The organism is Pontiella desulfatans, assembly GCF_900890425.1.
Lineage (GTDB): Bacteria > Verrucomicrobiota > Kiritimatiellia > Kiritimatiellales > Pontiellaceae > Pontiella > Pontiella desulfatans.
In genome coordinates, this window is the sequence record NZ_CAAHFG010000002.1 from 333,663 (window position 1) to 349,555 (window position 15,893).

Consider the following 15,893-nt stretch of genomic DNA (forward strand, 5'->3'; position numbering starts at 1 on the left):
AGCAATGACTGCCAAGGAGTGTCAACATGGAACAAGCTAGTTTGAGCATTGGAACAATCGGGCAACGGCTTGAAGCGGCCCGCCAGTCCAAAGGGGTGAGCGTTTCCGAAGCCGGGCAGGCCACGAAGATCCTGTCCAAGTTCATCGAAGCGATGGAGCACGACGATTTCGGGGCGCTTTCGGCTCCGGTCTACGCCAAGAGCTTCATCAAGATGTATGCCCAATACCTTGGGCTCGATTCCCGTCCGCTGGTGGACGAATATGTGGAAACCCACGCCCCCCGGGCCAAGGCGCACCTGACCGACGAAGTGCGGCAAAACCTTGCCTCGGTCGACCATGTTCCGGTCGATGCCAGCAACAGCCCCGCCCAAGCCCCGCCCAAGCCAAAGGGCAACGGCAAGGCCATCTTTTCCGAAGTGAACGACACGATTGTCAACATGCCCGGAACCGGGATCCCGCTGAAAATGATTACCTACGCGGCGGGGGCGGTCGCGGTGCTCTTGCTCATCGTATTCGGGGTCAAGGCTTGCGCCGGCGAAGATGCCGAGGTGCCGGCCGCCACGGGCGCGGCCTCCGTGGAGCGGCAGCTGATCGCCGAGGATGTGCCCGACGTCTACCTCGTTAAACCTGGCGTCGTTGAGGTGGATAAGTAAGGAAAGGTTCGTGGTTCCGCCGTCGGGCGGTTCTGCGGAATGGCCGCCTGAACGCGGAACGACAAACATTTAGGAACCCTATGAAAAGCCTCCCGAACCACCTAACCATCAGCCGCTTCTGGATGACCGCCGTCATGATGGTCTGCATGACGCTCGATTTCCCGTATGCCCGCATCGCGGCCCTGGTGATCTTCGTCATCGCCAGCATCACCGATGCGCTCGATGGCTACCTGGCCCGGAACTTTTTCGGTTGCACCTCCTTCGGCAAGTTGATGGATCCGCTGGCCGACAAGGTGCTCGTCTGTGCCGCCTTCATCGGTTTCGTTGAACTCGATAGCCTGCGCGCCTGGATGGTGGTGCTGATCATTGCGCGCGAATTCATGGTGACCGGCATGCGGTTGCTCATGATCGAAAAGGGCATCGTGATGCCCGCCGGTCCGTGGGGCAAGGTGAAGACCACGATGCAGATGCTCGCCATCTGCCTCTATTTCTTCGGCCTGATCTGGGAATCCAAATGGCTTCCCGCGCCCGGCTCCGACTTTGCCTGGTGGTTGGGCCTGGGAACGGCCCTGCTCACCGCATGGTCGGGCGTCGTCTATTTCTGGCAACAACGCCACACGATTTGGGAAAAGGAAGAAAGCTGACTGGAAGGATGGAAGAGGGGAAGGATGTTCACCCATTCTTCCTCTCATCCACTCTCCCACTCATAAACCGAAGGTTTATAATCCATGGGCCGTGAAAACATCGATAACTGGCGGGTGCAACGATGCGCCAAGGTGTGCACCCAGTGCGCGAAGGAGTTCGCCGACAAGGAAAACCTCTTTTCCAAACTCATTTTCGATGAGGGCGAATATGTTCGCCATGATCTGTGCAAGCAGTGCTGGGATAAGAAAGATCCCGGACTGAGTTCCTGGAAAACCACCTTCATTGTCCCGCCACCTCCGCAGGAGGAAGCGGTGAAGAAAGAGAATGCCGAATCGCTCCTGCGCAAGCTCATGGCCAAGGAAAACGAAGAAGATCTCAATGCCATCTTCATTCTCACGGTAATGCTCGAACGAAAGAAAATCCTGGTCGAGCGCGATACGCAAACCACGGAAGACGGTCGCAAGCTCCGCATCTACGAGCACAAGAAAACCAACGAAACCTTCATGGTCATCGATCCCGAGCTCAAGCTCGACGAACTTGAGGAAGTTCAGGAGCAAGTCGTTGTCCTCCTGGGCGGCCAGCCCCGCAACGCCCCCGAGCCAGCCCCTGCTGAGGATGGAGGGTCGGGTTCCACCCCGACTGCCGCAGAAGAGGAGTCCGCGGCAGATGGAGGGTCGGGTTCCGCCCCGACCACCGCTGGAGGGGAAACCCCCGTGGCGGATGAGCTTCCCCTCGAAACGGATCAGCCCAATCCGACCGATCGGTCGGATTCCCCCAACACTTCCGATGGAGAACAGGAAGAATCCGGGGAAAAGGAACAGGCTTAGTTCCCCTGCTGGGAACAACGATGTGGCTGACGGTTATATCGGTTGTTTGTACTGTGCTTTGATTGAAAAAAGTTTGTACATTGCGAAATATTGGTTGCAAAAAGTCTGTGCGATGGTAGTTTTTTTGCGGTGAAAAGGTTGCTGTACAATGATCTGGTGGAATGGAAAAAGACGGTGGTGCGAAAGCCGCTGATTCTGCGGGGGGCTCGTCAGGTTGGAAAAAGCTGGCTGCTTTCCGAGTTCGGTAGGCATGAGTTTCCCGCTTTCCACCTCTTTGATTTTGAGAAGGATTCCGATCGGTTGCTTCCGCTTTTCGAGGAATCCTTGGAACCTGGAAAGCTCCTTCAAGGATTGGCGCTCGTTCAAAACCGCCCGATTCATCAGGACGACCTGATTGTCTTCGACGAAATCCAGGCTTGCCCGCGCGCGTTGACGAGCCTGAAATATTTTTGCGAAGAGCTTCCCGAACAACCCGTTTGCGCAGCGGGATCATTACTCGGTGTGGCCATTGCGGGCGGTTCCTTTCCTGTCGGAAAGGTCACTTTCCTTGACCTCTATCCGTTGGATTTCGAGGAGTTCCTGATGAACAGCGGGCAGGATTTGTTGTTCGAGGCCTTCGTTTCATCGTGGAATGCACGGAAGGTTTCTGGAATAGCGCATACTGGTTTGTGGAGCCTGTTAAAGGAATTCTACATCGTGGGAGGGATGCCGGAAGCTGTGCAAACCTACTTCGGGCATGGAGACCGGAAGGCCGAGGGATTCTTTGCCGTACGGAAGCTGCAATCGGCTTTGATCGGTTCATTCCTCCAGGATTTCACGAAGCATTCGGGGGCGGTTAATGCCGCGCATATTGCCGCCGTATTCGAAAACATACCTCGGCAATTGTCTGGCTATATGGACGCATCCGTGAAGCGTTACCGCTTCAAGGATGTTGTGCCTGGTCGAAAGGGCTATGGACAGCTGGAGGGGCCAATAGGGTGGTTGGAAAAGGCGGGGCTGGTTCATCGGGTATCCGTTTGCGAACGTGCGGAAGTCCCATTCAATGCATTTTGCAAAAACAACATGTTCAAGCTGTTCGTTCTGGATGGTGGACTGTTGGGGTGCATGCTCGGGTTGTCGCCCGATTCCTTGATGGCGCAGGACTATGGTTTGACCAAGGGTTTTTTTGCCGAGAACCATGTTGCCGCCGAATTCGTGGCGGCAGGAGAATCCCACCTTTATTCATGGAGCGAACGCAATTCCGAGATTGAGTTCCTAATGGATTGGGGAGGCGAAGTGGTTCCGGTTGAGGTCAAGTCCGGCTTGCGGACAAAGGCACAAAGCTTGAGGCGGTTCATCCTGAAATATAACCCTCGGCATGTAATCAAGATTTCCGCGAAACCTCTTGAGGTCTCCAATGAAACCCTGATCAATGTTCCTCTATATTACGCGGGCCGACTCGCGCGAGGTGGCCGGGATTTCCTCGAAGGTTCAGGCACTTGATCCCATCGAATAGCCGCTGAGGTCGAGCGTCACGAACTTGTAGCCGGTCTTCTTGATGGCGGCAACCAGCTCAATCCGCTCATCCATCAGTTTTTCGAAATCAACCAGGTCGATCTCGATTCGGCAAAGGTCGTCGTGGTGCCGGATGCGGTATTGCGAATAGCCGCGTGCCCGCAGGATGGCTTCCGCTTTTTCCACCTGGGTCATGGCTTCGAGTTCGATGCGCGTTCCGGTGGGGAAGCGGGATCCGAGGCAGGCGAACGAGGCCTTGCCGGCGGTCGGCAGGCCGCGCCGCTCGCTGAGGATGCGGATCTCCTTTTTGTAGAGCTCCGCGTTTTGCAGCGGGGCCACCACGCAATGGTTGGCGGCGGCCTGCGTGCCGGGGCGGACATCGCCCTTGTCGTCCTCGATGGCGCCGTGGGCGAGGACAATGTCGCCAAACTCGGAAAGGATGGTTTCCATTTTGGTGAAGAGTTCGTTCTTGCAGTGGAAGCAGCGGTCGCCCTTGTTTTCGAGGTAGTCGTCCTTCAGGTGCTCCTCGGTCTTGATGATCCGCAGGTTCCAGCCGCGCTCCGTCGCCATGTCGATGGCCTGTTGCAGCTCGTCGCGCGGGATGGAAGGCGAGTCGGCGATGACCATCATGGCGTTTCGGCCAAGGGCTTCATGCGCGCAGTCGGCCAGGTAGGTGGAATCGACGCCGCCGGAATAGGCGACCGCAATCGATCCGTACGATTTAAGTTCATCGAGCAGCATCTGCTCTTTTTCATCTATTGAATTCATGCGGGCATCATACCGAAAATGGTTGGAGGGGCGAGTTCCTCCTCGCCCGAATATTGGGTGTTTGATTAGGGCGTTGGGTTGGACTGGAGGGGCAAGTTCCACCTTGCCCGGTTCCTCACGTAAGGCGGCCCGGGTGGAACCGGGCCCTCCATCACGAGGTAAGCCAAATCAGTGAGTGCAGTTCCCCTTGGTATGGCCAATCCTCTGAGGCCTCAACCAATTCTGCTCGAACAGGATTGTTGCGAACATACGCCCACTTTTCGGAATAGCTTTCACTTTGACGTAACTGTGTGTCCCAGAAATCGCGTTGAAATACCCTTGAGATGGAGGGGCAAGTTCCACCTTGCCCGGTGGAGGGGCCGGTTCCACCCGGCCTTTCGTCCGCAATGCTACCGTGCCCCAACTCCGCACGGGAAACCATGGACTTCCAATATTGCACCCACGTCTTCAGAGAAACATCCCGGGCTGCCGGTGAGCAGAACAGGTGGATGTGATCCGGCATCACCACATATTTCCCAATCCGCCAAGCGTCGGCCTTTTCCCATGCCGCCAGCAACCGTTCATGCATGGCATCGTTGTTCAGTATCGGTTGCCTGTTTTGGGAGCAGACCGTCACGAGGATGATCGTAGGCGTGTTGAACCGTTCTGTCGGTGGAAAGTGGGCGGGGTGTTTGCGGTGCGGGCGCGGGGACGGGGTGGAACCCGTCCCTCCAACTATGCGCATCAACCTGTCCATGTCGAGGTGTTGTTCGAAATGGGTGGCGAGGAGGTCGTATTGGGTTTGTTTGAATTCGGTGGCGGCTTGTGCATCTTCGGCGGCATAGCCCGGATTCAGGCTGCTTAGGTATTGGTTCCGGAATTCCGGGAAATCGAAAAGGCCGTGGAAATAGCTGCCTGCAATTCTTCCATCGGGCGATACCGCCCCATCGACATCCTTCACGGCCTGCCGGTTGCGGCTCGAAACGATTACCATGGGGTTGGCATTGGATCCGAGCGTGGTTTTCCCCATGTGGATTTCATAGCCGTCGATGAAGGTTCCATCGGCGAAGCGCCCTTGCGATCGGGATAGAACCTTGTCTTTCTCCAGCGTGGTTTCAAGATCGAGCAGGTCGAAACCTTCCGAGCTGCCGGGGTCTCCCTCGATGCCGAGCGGATCGTGCACCTGCTTGCCGAGCATTTGGTAGCCGCCGCAAACGCCGAGGATGTGGCCCTTGAATCCAAGGATGGATTCTTCCCATCCGGTATCCTTTAGCCATTGGAGGTCGAACCGGACATTCTTGGTGCCGGGAATCATCAGCGCATCGTAGCCCTCAAGGTTCCGCGGTTTCGAAAGGTAGTGGAACGACACCGCCGCGTTACGGATGAGCGGATTAAAGTCGGTGAAGTTGGAAATGTGCGGCAGGCGCAGGCAGGCGATGTTGATCTTGCCGGGCACGGGACGGACTGGCGGATCGATGACGGTTTCCAACGGCATGCCATCTTCGGGGTCGATCTCGATGCCGCGGTAGTAGGGGATCAATCCCAGCACCGGCAGGCCGGTCTGTTCCTCCAGATAGGCGATGCCGTCGTCGAACAATGAGGCGTCGCCACGGAACTTGTTGATGATGAACCCGGCCACCCTTTGCCGGTCATGCTCAGGCATCACCGCAAGCGAACCGACGATCTGCGCAAAGACGCCGCCGCGGTCGATGTCGGCGACGAGGATGACGGGGGCGTCGGCGGCATGGGCGGTCTCGAAGTTGACGTAGTCGCGGTCGCGCAGGTTGACCTCGGCGCAGGATCCGGCGCCTTCGATGACGACCAGGTCGTGTTTGGCTTTCAGCCGTTCGAGCGATTCAAAGGCGGGCTCGCGGATTTTCGAGGTGTCGCTGAAAAACTCGGAAGCCAATGCGTTGCAGATGGCTTTGCCCTGCAGGACAACCTGCGAGCCGATATCGGTGTTGGGTTTTAGCAACACGGGATTCATGTCGGTGTGCGGTTCGATGCCACAGGCCTCCGCCTGTACCACCTGCGCGCGCCCCATCTCGCCGCCTTCGAGGGTGACATAGGAATTGTTCGACATGTTTTGCGCCTTGTAGGGCGCAACGGACCATCCGCGGTTCTTGAAGATGCGTCCGATGGCCGTCACCACGATGCTCTTCCCCACATCGGAGCCCGTTCCGAGAAAGGCGATGCACTTGGCTGGACGGGTTTGTTTCATGGGTCAGGATGATGATTGAAACCGCGAAAGAACGCAAGGAACGCAAAGAATGTGCTGTCTGGGATTTTGCGTTCCTTGCGTTCTTTCGCGGTTAATGAATCCATTTGACGAGAGGAGGGTGGCCTAAAGATCCAGCCCGCCCTTGCGGTTGAGCAGGAGGAGGATGAAGAAGGGGCCGCCGAGCAGGGCGGTGAGCACGCCGACGGGGAGCTCCGCTCCGGAGGTGAGGCTGGAGAGTACTCGGGTGAGGGTGTCGCACAGGGTCAGGAACAGACCGCCGAACAGGAAGGTGGCGGGGGTGAGGAGGCGGTGGTCGGCGCCAACGACCAGCCGGCAAATATGCGGCGACATCATGCCGACAAATCCAATGGGGCCGCAGACGGCCACGACGCCACCGACCATCAACGACGCGGAGAGAAAGATGAGCTTTTTCACGAGCCCCGTGTTGACACCGCGACTGATGGCAATGTCTTCGCCCACCACGAACAGGTTCATTTCGCGTTGGAGGAAGGTGAGCAGGGTTGCCCCGATCGCTAGGAAGGGCAGCAGGTTGAGCAGCTTTCCATAATCAGCGGTGGAGAGCGTGCCCATCATCCAGTGGACAATCTGGAACGAGTGCGTCAGCCCGCTGATGTATTGGATGAACAGGATCAGGCTGGAAAAGAAAAAGCTGATGGCAATGCCGGCCAGCAGAAGCGTTGGTGTGGAAAAGCCCCCCTTGAGTTTGGTGAGGCCGTAGACGAGCAGGATCGAAAGCAGGGCACCTCCGAAGGCCGCCATCGACGTTCCTGAAATGCCGAGGAAGGTGAATGCAATTCCGAACCGGATGAATACGGACGCCCCCAGAGCCGCCCCACTGGAAACGCCAAGGGTGAAGGGCGTTGCGAGCGGATTGCGGAACAGCGCCTGGAACGACATTCCGCTGAGGGCGAGCATGGCGCCTGCGGCGAATGCGCACAGTACGCGCGGTAGGCGGATGCCCATCAGGATTTCCCGCTCCTGGCCAGTGGCGTTGAACGGAATGAACTCCATGCCGAACAGGGGGCTGAGCAAGAGCACGGCGAGTGCGAATGCAAAAAGCGTGGAGAGGGCAATGTATGGTTTTTTCAAATCGCACCTCCGGACATGATGTACGGAAGGGGGCGATGGGGGGAAGGGGCGACTACGAATTCAGTGCAGTATATGTTTTGAAGCACTTCGGCGTTTGCCGTTTCGGCAGGGGTTCCTTCGAACGCGATGGTACCGTCTTTGAGGGCAACGATTTGGTTGCTGCAGGATGTGGCGGTGTTGATGTCGTGATGGACGGCGACCACCGTGATGCCGTGTTCGCGGCAGGCCGATTTTAAAATGGATGCCACCTTGGCCTGGTGGCGGTAGTCGAGAAACGTCGAGGGTTCGTCGAGCAGGAGGATCTGGGTGTCCTGCGCTAGTGCGGCGGCAATGAAAGCCATCTGCCGTTCGCCGCCGCTGAGCGTATTGAGATTGCGTTTGCGCAACGGCAGGAGTCCGGCGCGGTCGAGCGCTTTGTCCACGGCCTCGTAGTCATCCTTTTGCATCGTGGTGAATGCAGAAAGGTGCGGATAGCGGCCGGTGGCCACGAACTCCTCCACCGTCAATGGATTGGTTCGCCCCTCGGCCTGGGGGACATAGCTCTGCAACCGGGCCAATTCACGGTTGCCGAGGTCGCCGAACGCTTTCCCTCCAATGCCGATCGAGCCGCTCCATTCCCGGTAGATTCCGGCCATGCACTTGACCAGTGTCGTCTTTCCGGCGCCGTTGGGGCCGATGATCGAGACATAGACGCCCTCACCAATGTCCAGCGAAACCCCCTTCAGGATTTCATTCCCCGAAAGGCTGATCGACAGGTTCTTGATTTGGATGATGGGCTCGCTCATGTGTGTTGGTTCGATGAAATGATTTTACCAGAGGGCACTTTCCCATATCTGGATTCTTTTGTCCTTAATCATTTTGTCGGATGATTTCCGCGAAGTCGTCGAGGGTTTGGATGAAGCGGGGGCCGGGAATGCAGGTGTGGTCGCCGGTGAGGACGTGGATGCGGTGGTTCTTCACGGCGTTGATTCCGGCCATGCCTTGCCAGGCCTTGGTTGGGTCGGCGGGGGCCTCGGTGCCGGGGGCGAGCTGGATGATGATGTCGGGGTTGAGCCGGATGGCGGCTTCCTTGGAAAGCGTTGAGAACGGGAGGTGGCCTTCCACCACGTTTTTTCCGCCGGCGATTTCGAGCAGCTCATTGTGAAGGCATTCTGTCCCAAACGCGTGGATCTGGTCGATGCTGCTTGCATCGCCGCCAAAGGTGATGAGGACGCGTGGGGCATCGCCGGACGTTTTCCGGTATCCCGCAATCCGGGCATTGATTTCACCGATCCGTTTTTCTACTTCCGCTTCCGCTCCGCAAGCCATGCCGACCTTGCGGATGGATTCGGTGATGTCCGCCACCGAGCGCGTTTTCGTGGCAAGGTAGCGAATGCCAAGGCCATCAAGCCGGCTCTTCTCGTTTTCATATCCTTCGTGAAGGATGACCAGATCCGGTTTGAGCGTAACGATTGCCTCGAAGTTGAACTGTCCGAACCCACCGACGCGCGGAACCGTTTTTGCGGCATCCGGATAGGTGCAATAGGTCGTTGCCCCCATCAGCTTGTCGCCCAACCCCAGGGCATGGACGGTTTCTGTGATGTCGGGCGCCAAGGAGATGATGCGTTCGGGAACGCTTGCCTCTCTCGGTTGTGTTTCTTGTTTGCCGCAGCCAACAAGACAGATGATTACAAATAGGAATAGGGTTCGGGGCATCATTGTTTATTTTTCGGTCAGGTCGAAGATCAGGGGTTGTATCAGCTTGGAATCGATATGGCGGCCAAATTGTTTGGCGGGAGCATAGGTGGCCTTTTTGGCGGCATGGACCGCCGCGTCGTCGAGTCGCCGGAAGCCGCTGGACTCCACCACCTCCACCTTTCCGGCTTTTCCGGTGGAAAGGACTTCGATGGAAAGAACCACGGTGCCTTCTTCGCCGCGGCGCTGGGAGGTGCGGGGGTAGGTGGCGCTGATTCCGGACATGGGTTGGGCCTGCGTAATCACCCCTTTGTCTTCCTGCATGCTCGCAATCTGCTCCACCGATTCCTGCAGGGCGGGCTCTTCAACGGGCACCGGTTCGGGAATGGTTTTTTCAACGGGTTCCAACGGTGCCGCAGGTTCCGGGATCGGCTCGGAAACAGGAACGGGGACGGGGACTGGAGTGGGGTCGGGAATGACCGGCTCGGGTTCCTTCGGTTCCGGTGGCTTTTCAGGCTCTGGTTCGGGAGGTGCGGCCTGGGTGGCGACCGAAGGCGCCAGCGTCAGGTGCACGACCGTCCGCCCCGTTTCCATTTGCGGAACCGGCGGGGTGTAGAGCCCGTTGCTGTATAGGGCCAACCCGTGGATCGCGACCGACAGGATGCCACCAATGAGTAGCGGAAGGTTCGCTATGGTTTTTCCTGTTTGCATGAAAAGGACACTTCCTCAATGCCCGCACCCTTGAGGTCGTCAAGTAGTTCAATGGCCAATCCCAGGTCGGCTTTGGTGTCGCCTTCGATGAAGACAGGCTTGGTTTCTCCGCCGCGAAGTTTCAGCACTTGTTCGGCTAAACCCTCAATGACGGTGGGTTCGGAATTCAGGTAAAGCTGGTTTTCGGCGTTGATGGAGATGGAGATATAGTCATTCTTCTCCATGGTTGCGCTACCGGCGCTCGGCAGCTCTACCTTCAGGCCGCGGTGGACGACCATCGAGACCATGGCGTAGATAAAGAAGACGAGCAGCAGAAACACCACGTCGATCAACGGCAGCATCTCCACCCGCGCCTTCTTCGCCTCGTATCCCGAGCTTAGCCGCATTTCTCCATCCCTTTCTGGACGGTGACTTCGTAGCAGGTGACGAGCTGCTCGATGTGGCGCGTGACCTTTTCCACCTTGCGCGTCAGGGCGTTGTAGGGGAGCAGGGTGACGATCGCAATCGAGAGTCCGGTGGCCGTGGTGATCAGTGCCTGCGCAATGCCACCGGTGACGGCTTTGGGATCCTCGATGCCGGCATCGCCCAGCAGGTCGAATGAAACAATGATTCCCGACACCGTGCCCAGGATGCCGAGCAGGGGGGCGGCGGTGATGATGGTGTCGAGCACGGAGAGCCGGTGCTTCATCTTTTCGATTTCATGCAGGGCCGCGGCTTCCAGCGACTGCGCCAGGCCATAGTTGCGGTGGGCAAGGCCACTGGAAAGGATGCGGCAAACCAGGCATTGGGTTCCTTCGGCCTCCTGGATCGCCGTATCGAACTCACCCTCTTCGGTAAGCGTGAAGATGCGGTTGATCAACGCCTGGTTCTTGTTCTTCAAAACCAGCAGCCAGAAGACGAGCCGTTCGAAGATGATGGCCAGCGCAACGACCGAGCAGGCCAGCAATGGCCACATGATCACGCCACCCTTTATCATTAATCCGTACATAAATAGACCTATTCCAATGGTTCGGGCGCCACCATAGGTTTTTTTCTCCAGCTTGGGAAGCGCGTTCCAAAAACAGCTTCCCGCATGGTTGACATGTCCGCCCCCAAGGCATAAGTTTCGCCCTTCGTGAAGAACTTGGCGGAAGTCCGGTGTGAACCCGGCGCTGTAGCGCAACTGTGATGGGATTCGTTCCCTAAGCCAGAACTTTCAAGCCTTCAAGATGTTGGACTCTTTCGCACTAAAAGAGGCTCGACGGATCAATCGTCCGGGGGCTCCGGGCGTTTTTTTATGCTTAGCGAAAGTTTCCTGAAACCTAAAAAAACGAATGCCTGCGATCTACAGGCGAAAGGAAACAAAATGAAAAACGTGTTGGTTGTTGCCGCGGTGGCGGCACTGTTGGGCAGTGCTTCGGCGGATGTGGTTGTTGATTTCGATGCATTGTGGACGACGGGCAACAATACCTACGATATGCCTTCGACCTTTGGGGCGCTGGCTTGGGAGAACCAGGGGATCCAGTTCATGAGGACGCGCACCGATTGGGGGGGCGGTTGGTCGAGCTGGGATGGTACGACCTTTTCGAGTGTGAATAATCCTTTGGTAGGTGGTTCGGGAAACCAGTATGCTGTTTCGGGAAGCGGTTTGGATGTCAGCGGCGCGGGTTCCTACGGTGTATTCTTCGAGCCATGGTCGGGCGGGACTTCCGTTGTTCTTCCTGTTGCCACCGAGGTCAAGGGGTTCTATGCGAACAACACCGCCTATGCGGCCGATACCATTCTTAATGGCGATGGCTTTGCCCGTGCATTCTCCACCGCCAGCAACGATCTCTTCAGCCTGACGATCGAAGGATTCGATTCCGTTGGTTCCAGTGTTGGCATCGTTGATTTCAACTTGGCCGACTATACCGGCGTTACCGGTGAGATTGTCGATGAATGGACATGGGTGGATCTCTCTTCCCTGGGAGGCGATGTGAAGTCGCTCCAGTTTAACATGTCTTCCACCGAGGGCAACACGCCGAACTATTTCGCGATGGACGAACTGACGGTGGCCGCCATTCCGGAACCCGGTACGGTCACGCTCATGCTGCTCGGTTTTGGCGGCATGGTCTGGTTCCGTAAAAAACGCACCTACTTCCTGCGTTAGTTTGGCGCACAATGTCGATCCGGTTGCAGATAGCCGCTCTGTTGGTTGCTGTGGTTCCCGTTTTCGCGGGAACCAACAGGGCCATTGTGGTGTCTGCATCGCGGCTGGATTCGCTTTCGGCCGATGTACTTGATGTTGCTTCCGATGTAACCGTGATCGACCGCGAGAGCATCGAGCGCTCCCAGTCGCAGAGCGTGCCCGACCTCCTGCGCCAAAAGGCCAATGTCCGCTTCCGCTCGACGACAGGCAAGAGCATGGGCGGCGAGCTGGCCATGCGGGGGTTTGGCGAGAACAGCGGGCTGCGGGTGCTGGTGATTGTGGATGGCCACAAGATGAACCGCCCCGACATGGGCGGAATTGATTGGCAGCAACTCCCACTTGACGACATTGAGTCGATCGAGGTGCTACGCGGTGGGCATGGTGTGCTCTACGGCAACCATGCCGTTTCCGGCGTGGTGAAGATCACCACCCGCAAGGGCGGCGAGCCTTCCGGATTCGTGAAGGCTACGCTTGGTGGTTTCGGCTACGAGGAATACAGCGCTCGCGTTTCCGGGGCCGCCGGGGCTTTCTTCGGAGACGTTGGCGTGAACGATCAGCGCGACGAAGGCTATCGCGAGAATTCGCTTTCCTGGAGCAAGAATGCCAATGCCAGCATCGGCGTTGATTTCGGGGAGGCCGACTCCCTGGTGTTCCGGTTGGCCGGTGGGCAAAACCATGTCCAGTTTCCCGGGCCGTTGAGCTATGAGCAATATCTGGAAGACCCGATGCAATCCGCCAACGATGGAACGGAATATTCGGATACGGACAATGCGCGGATCACCGCCCTATGGGATGGTGGCCGCGAGTGGGGCGATCTGCAGCTTGAGGCGGGCTTGAACTGGCGCGATACCGATTGGAGACTGGCAACCCGTAATGGGCAGAACGAGCAACTAGGTTTTTCCTCCACGCCCATCGTGAAATTCGGCGGCGACGATACCTTTGTTTCGCTGGGTCTCGAGCTGCGCTACGACATGCTCGACTTTATCGGCCAGGAAGGCTCGACCGTCAATACGGCGGAGATGGCGCGCGTAACAACAGGCCCCTTTGTCTGGGCGGAAAAGGATCTCACCGACTCGTTTACGCTCAGCGGCGGAGCTCGCTATGAGTATGCTTGGACGGAAGGGAAGAATGTCGAATATACGACCGCTTCAGTGGAAGAGTTTCTTCAAAATCCATGGGGGATTCTGATTCCGAATCCCGACTATCCGGCAAGTCCGGAGCTAAACGAAGAGGCATCGTTTGAAGGCGATGTGGAAAAAGATGGCTGGGCGGCCGATCTTGCGCTCAATTGGAGACCGGTGGACGAATATGGTTTCTGGATCGGCTATGACCGGGTCTACCGCTATCCGGCGCTCGATGAAACAGCATCCTATCAAGGCTATCCGTTGGCGGATCCCTTGAACAAGAATCTCGATCCCGAAACCGGCAACAACATCGAAGTTGGCACAAAGTACATATCGGCCCCTTGGACTGCATCCGCTTCGCTATTCTGCCTCATGATGGAGGACGAGATTGGGTACGACGAGGTCGAAAACCTGAACATGAATATCGGTGACACGCTTCGCTACGGTTCGGATCTTTTCGTTGGGTATGATTCCGGGTGGTTCGGTGCCTCGGTGGGCGCGGAGCTGGTGCGGGCCGAATTCGACGGCGGAGAGCACGATGGCGGCACCGTCCCCTTGGTTCCGAAGGCGCATGCCAGCACGGCGGCCTGGCTGGAACCGGCCGAGGGGTTTCGCTTAACCGGAATGTATACCTGGCAGTCCAGTCAGTACCAAGGCGGTGATTTCGATAATGAGCTCCCCAAGCTCGACGCCTACGGCCTGCTTGGCCTGCGGATCGATTATGTGATGGGGAAGCGCTTCTCCGTCTTTGCAAAAATAGACAACCTGCTGGATAAGCAGTATGTCGACAGCGCCTACTACGGCGGCTACTATCCTGGTTCCGGGCGCGCCGCGTATGGCGGGATAAAGGTTGGGTTTTGATGAAAAAGGCGTGGCTCTTGTTAGTGGTTGGTTTGGGGGTGCTTTCGGCGGGGCAGGCGGCCACCTATTGGCCCGGGGATCCGTTGTTCTATCCTTTTGCAGGCCCTGCCGGAACATCGGGAAGCACCGCAATCCACAAGGATAGCTCCCTCTTCGCGGGCTGGGCGGATGGATACGAAAACGTGGTCTATGGAACCGGCGTCGATGCCCAATGGAAGACCCCCCAGCTCGCCTTGGGTAAAGCAACCGGGATAACCGGCGATGTGGTGGTGCTTGGCCCCGGTGGCGAAATCACCATGACCTTTTCCCGTCCCATCATTAACGGGAACGGATATGACTTTGCGGTATTTGAAAACGGATTCAGCGATACCTTCCTCGAACTGGGCTGGGTCGAAGTCTCGTCCGATGGGATCCATTTCTGTCGCTTTCGGAACTATGTGAACAACGACGACACCGGCAACCATGTCGCCAAACGAATCTATGGTCTCGCTTCAAAATACCAGGCGGGTTATGGAACGCCCTTCGACCTTTCCGAGCTGGCTGATACCTATGCGGCGTGTTTCACCGCGGATGCGGCCTTCATGTCGACATCATATAAAAACCATTTGCAAGCCAACTATCCCCATCTGGATCTGAACAACATCACACATGTGCGGATCAAGGACATTGTGAGTGGGGCCGGTTCCCAGGATTCATTCGGAACAACCATCTACGATCCGGATTATCTCCAGATCAGCAGTCCCGGGTTCGACCTCGATGCGATCGGGGTGATCAACCAACTTCCGTTAAGCGGTCTTTCCCAGTCCATCGACTTCAGCCCAATCCCTCATCAAAAACTCTCCTTCAAATCGGTGGCGCTCAATGCGGTGGCCGATAGCGGCTTGCCCGTTTCCTATGCCATCCAATCCGGCACGGCATCCGTAACCGACGGTCTGCTCTATTTTGGCGGCACCGGAACCGTGGAAATTGTCGCCAGTCAGGAAGGGAATGCAACCTATGCGTCCGCATCGTCCGTGTTGCGTTCGTTTATCGTCGCGGAGGAAATCCAGCACATCTTTGTTGAGCCCATCCCGAACCAATTCCGCAACGGCGGAACCGTCCAGGTCAACGCCTACTCCTCAAGCGGCCTTCCGGTAAAACTACAGGTGCAGCACGGCCCCGATTCCGCATTGATTGGAGAAGACAGCCATCTGCTCGATCTCGGCACCGAAACCGGAGCGGTCACGCTCCACGCCTTCCAGCAGGGAAATGCCTCCGTGGCCCCGGCCGAAGATGTGTTCATCGATTTCGAAATCGTAGAAGCCTCCGCCGCCAACGCACCAATCCCATTGTCCGAATGGCTCGTTGACAACTCCGTCCCAGCCCCTTCCGCAGTGCAAACAAACGATGTCTATGGCCGGCCATCCATGGTGCTCGAATTCTCCCTCGACCGAACCGCGGCCGCCCATTTCCGCATCATTCAGTCCACCGATCTCGTTTCCTGGGCAAACGCCGTCCCCGAAATCCTTGATCAAATCCACATCGGGAACGGGCTCAATCTCAAACTGCAACTTCCGTGCAAGAGCACAAACGCCTTTTTCCGCCTGCAACTCGAGGCCCGGTAATCCCAAGAGGGAGAGGTCCCAAACGGACGGAAAAAGTGACGGCCGTCACTTTTTC

Annotated in this window: 15 protein-coding genes and 1 riboswitch; of the genes, 7 read left to right on the top strand and 8 right to left on the bottom strand. The window is 57.3% G+C overall.

Features of this window, described 5'->3' with window-relative positions; all coding sequences use genetic code 11:
• Nucleotides 1-26 precede the first annotated feature (26 nt).
• From E9954_RS17120 to E9954_RS17135, 4 genes are all read left to right on the top strand, one after another.
• Nucleotides 27-653, top strand: coding sequence for a helix-turn-helix domain-containing protein (locus E9954_RS17120; protein WP_136080524.1), 627 nt, complete (start codon nucleotides 27-29; stop codon nucleotides 651-653).
• A gap of 80 nt (nucleotides 654-733) precedes the next feature.
• Complete coding sequence (gene pgsA / locus E9954_RS17125; RefSeq protein ID WP_136080525.1) at nucleotides 734-1,297, top strand: CDP-diacylglycerol--glycerol-3-phosphate 3-phosphatidyltransferase; 564 nt, start codon at nucleotides 734-736, stop codon at nucleotides 1,295-1,297.
• A gap of 84 nt (nucleotides 1,298-1,381) precedes the next feature.
• Nucleotides 1,382-2,125, top strand: coding sequence for a hypothetical protein (locus E9954_RS17130; protein WP_136080526.1), 744 nt, complete (start codon nucleotides 1,382-1,384; stop codon nucleotides 2,123-2,125).
• Between the two features lie 129 nt (nucleotides 2,126-2,254).
• A complete protein-coding gene (locus tag E9954_RS17135) occupies nucleotides 2,255-3,607 on the top strand; it encodes an ATP-binding protein (protein ID WP_136080527.1) in 1,353 nt (450 codons plus the stop codon).
• Here the strand turns inward: E9954_RS17135 and larE are convergent.
• From larE to E9954_RS17175, 8 genes are all read right to left on the bottom strand, one after another.
• Nucleotides 3,596-4,387: an ATP-dependent sacrificial sulfur transferase LarE gene (larE, locus tag E9954_RS17140; protein WP_136080528.1), complete on the bottom strand. Its 792-nt coding sequence runs from the start codon at nucleotides 4,385-4,387 to the stop codon at nucleotides 3,596-3,598. The genes E9954_RS17135 and larE overlap by 12 nt on opposite strands.
• Nucleotides 4,388-4,538: 151 nt before the next feature.
• A complete protein-coding gene (locus E9954_RS17145; RefSeq protein ID WP_136080529.1) occupies nucleotides 4,539-6,587 on the bottom strand; it encodes a cobyric acid synthase in 2,049 nt (682 codons plus the stop codon).
• Nucleotides 6,588-6,710: 123 nt separating this feature from the next.
• Nucleotides 6,711-7,697 carry a FecCD family ABC transporter permease gene (locus E9954_RS17150; protein ID WP_222847217.1) on the bottom strand — a complete coding sequence of 329 codons (987 nt, stop codon included), beginning with the start codon at nucleotides 7,695-7,697 and terminating at the stop codon, nucleotides 6,711-6,713.
• Nucleotides 7,694-8,482 (bottom strand): ABC transporter ATP-binding protein, encoded by a 789-nt coding sequence (locus E9954_RS17155; protein ID WP_136080530.1) that lies wholly within the window; start codon nucleotides 8,480-8,482, stop codon nucleotides 7,694-7,696. Before E9954_RS17155 ends, E9954_RS17150 begins: the two co-directional genes overlap by 4 nt.
• A 64-nt stretch (nucleotides 8,483-8,546) precedes the next feature.
• Nucleotides 8,547-9,290, bottom strand: a complete 744-nt coding sequence (locus E9954_RS17160) for an ABC transporter substrate-binding protein (protein ID WP_168442354.1) — start codon at nucleotides 9,288-9,290, stop codon at nucleotides 8,547-8,549.
• A gap of 108 nt (nucleotides 9,291-9,398) precedes the next feature.
• The gene (locus tag E9954_RS17165; RefSeq protein ID WP_136080532.1) at nucleotides 9,399-10,082 is read right to left on the bottom strand and encodes an energy transducer TonB; all 684 of its coding nucleotides are present in this window, start codon (nucleotides 10,080-10,082) and stop codon (nucleotides 9,399-9,401) included.
• Entirely contained in the window at nucleotides 10,061-10,468 is a 408-nt protein-coding gene (locus tag E9954_RS17170) for an ExbD/TolR family protein (RefSeq protein ID WP_136080533.1), read from the bottom strand. Before E9954_RS17170 ends, E9954_RS17165 begins: the two co-directional genes overlap by 22 nt.
• A complete protein-coding gene (locus tag E9954_RS17175; RefSeq protein WP_136080534.1) occupies nucleotides 10,459-11,070 on the bottom strand; it encodes a MotA/TolQ/ExbB proton channel family protein in 612 nt (203 codons plus the stop codon). Before E9954_RS17175 ends, E9954_RS17170 begins: the two co-directional genes overlap by 10 nt.
• Before the next feature lie 115 nt (nucleotides 11,071-11,185).
• A riboswitch (adenosylcobalamin (AdoCbl) riboswitch) is annotated at nucleotides 11,186-11,328 on the top strand.
• A gap of 99 nt (nucleotides 11,329-11,427) precedes the next feature.
• On the opposite strand from E9954_RS17175, the gene E9954_RS17180 reads away from it, so the two are divergent.
• Genes E9954_RS17180 through E9954_RS17190 form a run of 3 tightly spaced genes read left to right on the top strand, consistent with a single transcriptional unit; the run spans nucleotide 11,428 to nucleotide 15,838 of the window.
• Entirely contained in the window at nucleotides 11,428-12,210 is a 783-nt protein-coding gene (locus tag E9954_RS17180) for a DUF4465 domain-containing protein (protein WP_168442355.1), read from the top strand.
• Nucleotides 12,211-12,221: 11 nt separating this feature from the next.
• Nucleotides 12,222-14,234 (top strand): TonB-dependent receptor, encoded by a 2,013-nt coding sequence (locus E9954_RS17185; protein WP_136080536.1) that lies wholly within the window; start codon nucleotides 12,222-12,224, stop codon nucleotides 14,232-14,234.
• Nucleotides 14,234-15,838 carry a hypothetical protein gene (locus tag E9954_RS17190; protein ID WP_136080537.1) on the top strand — a complete coding sequence of 535 codons (1,605 nt, stop codon included), beginning with the start codon at nucleotides 14,234-14,236 and terminating at the stop codon, nucleotides 15,836-15,838. Before E9954_RS17185 ends, E9954_RS17190 begins: the two co-directional genes overlap by 1 nt.
• Nucleotides 15,839-15,893: the final 55 nt, after the last annotated feature.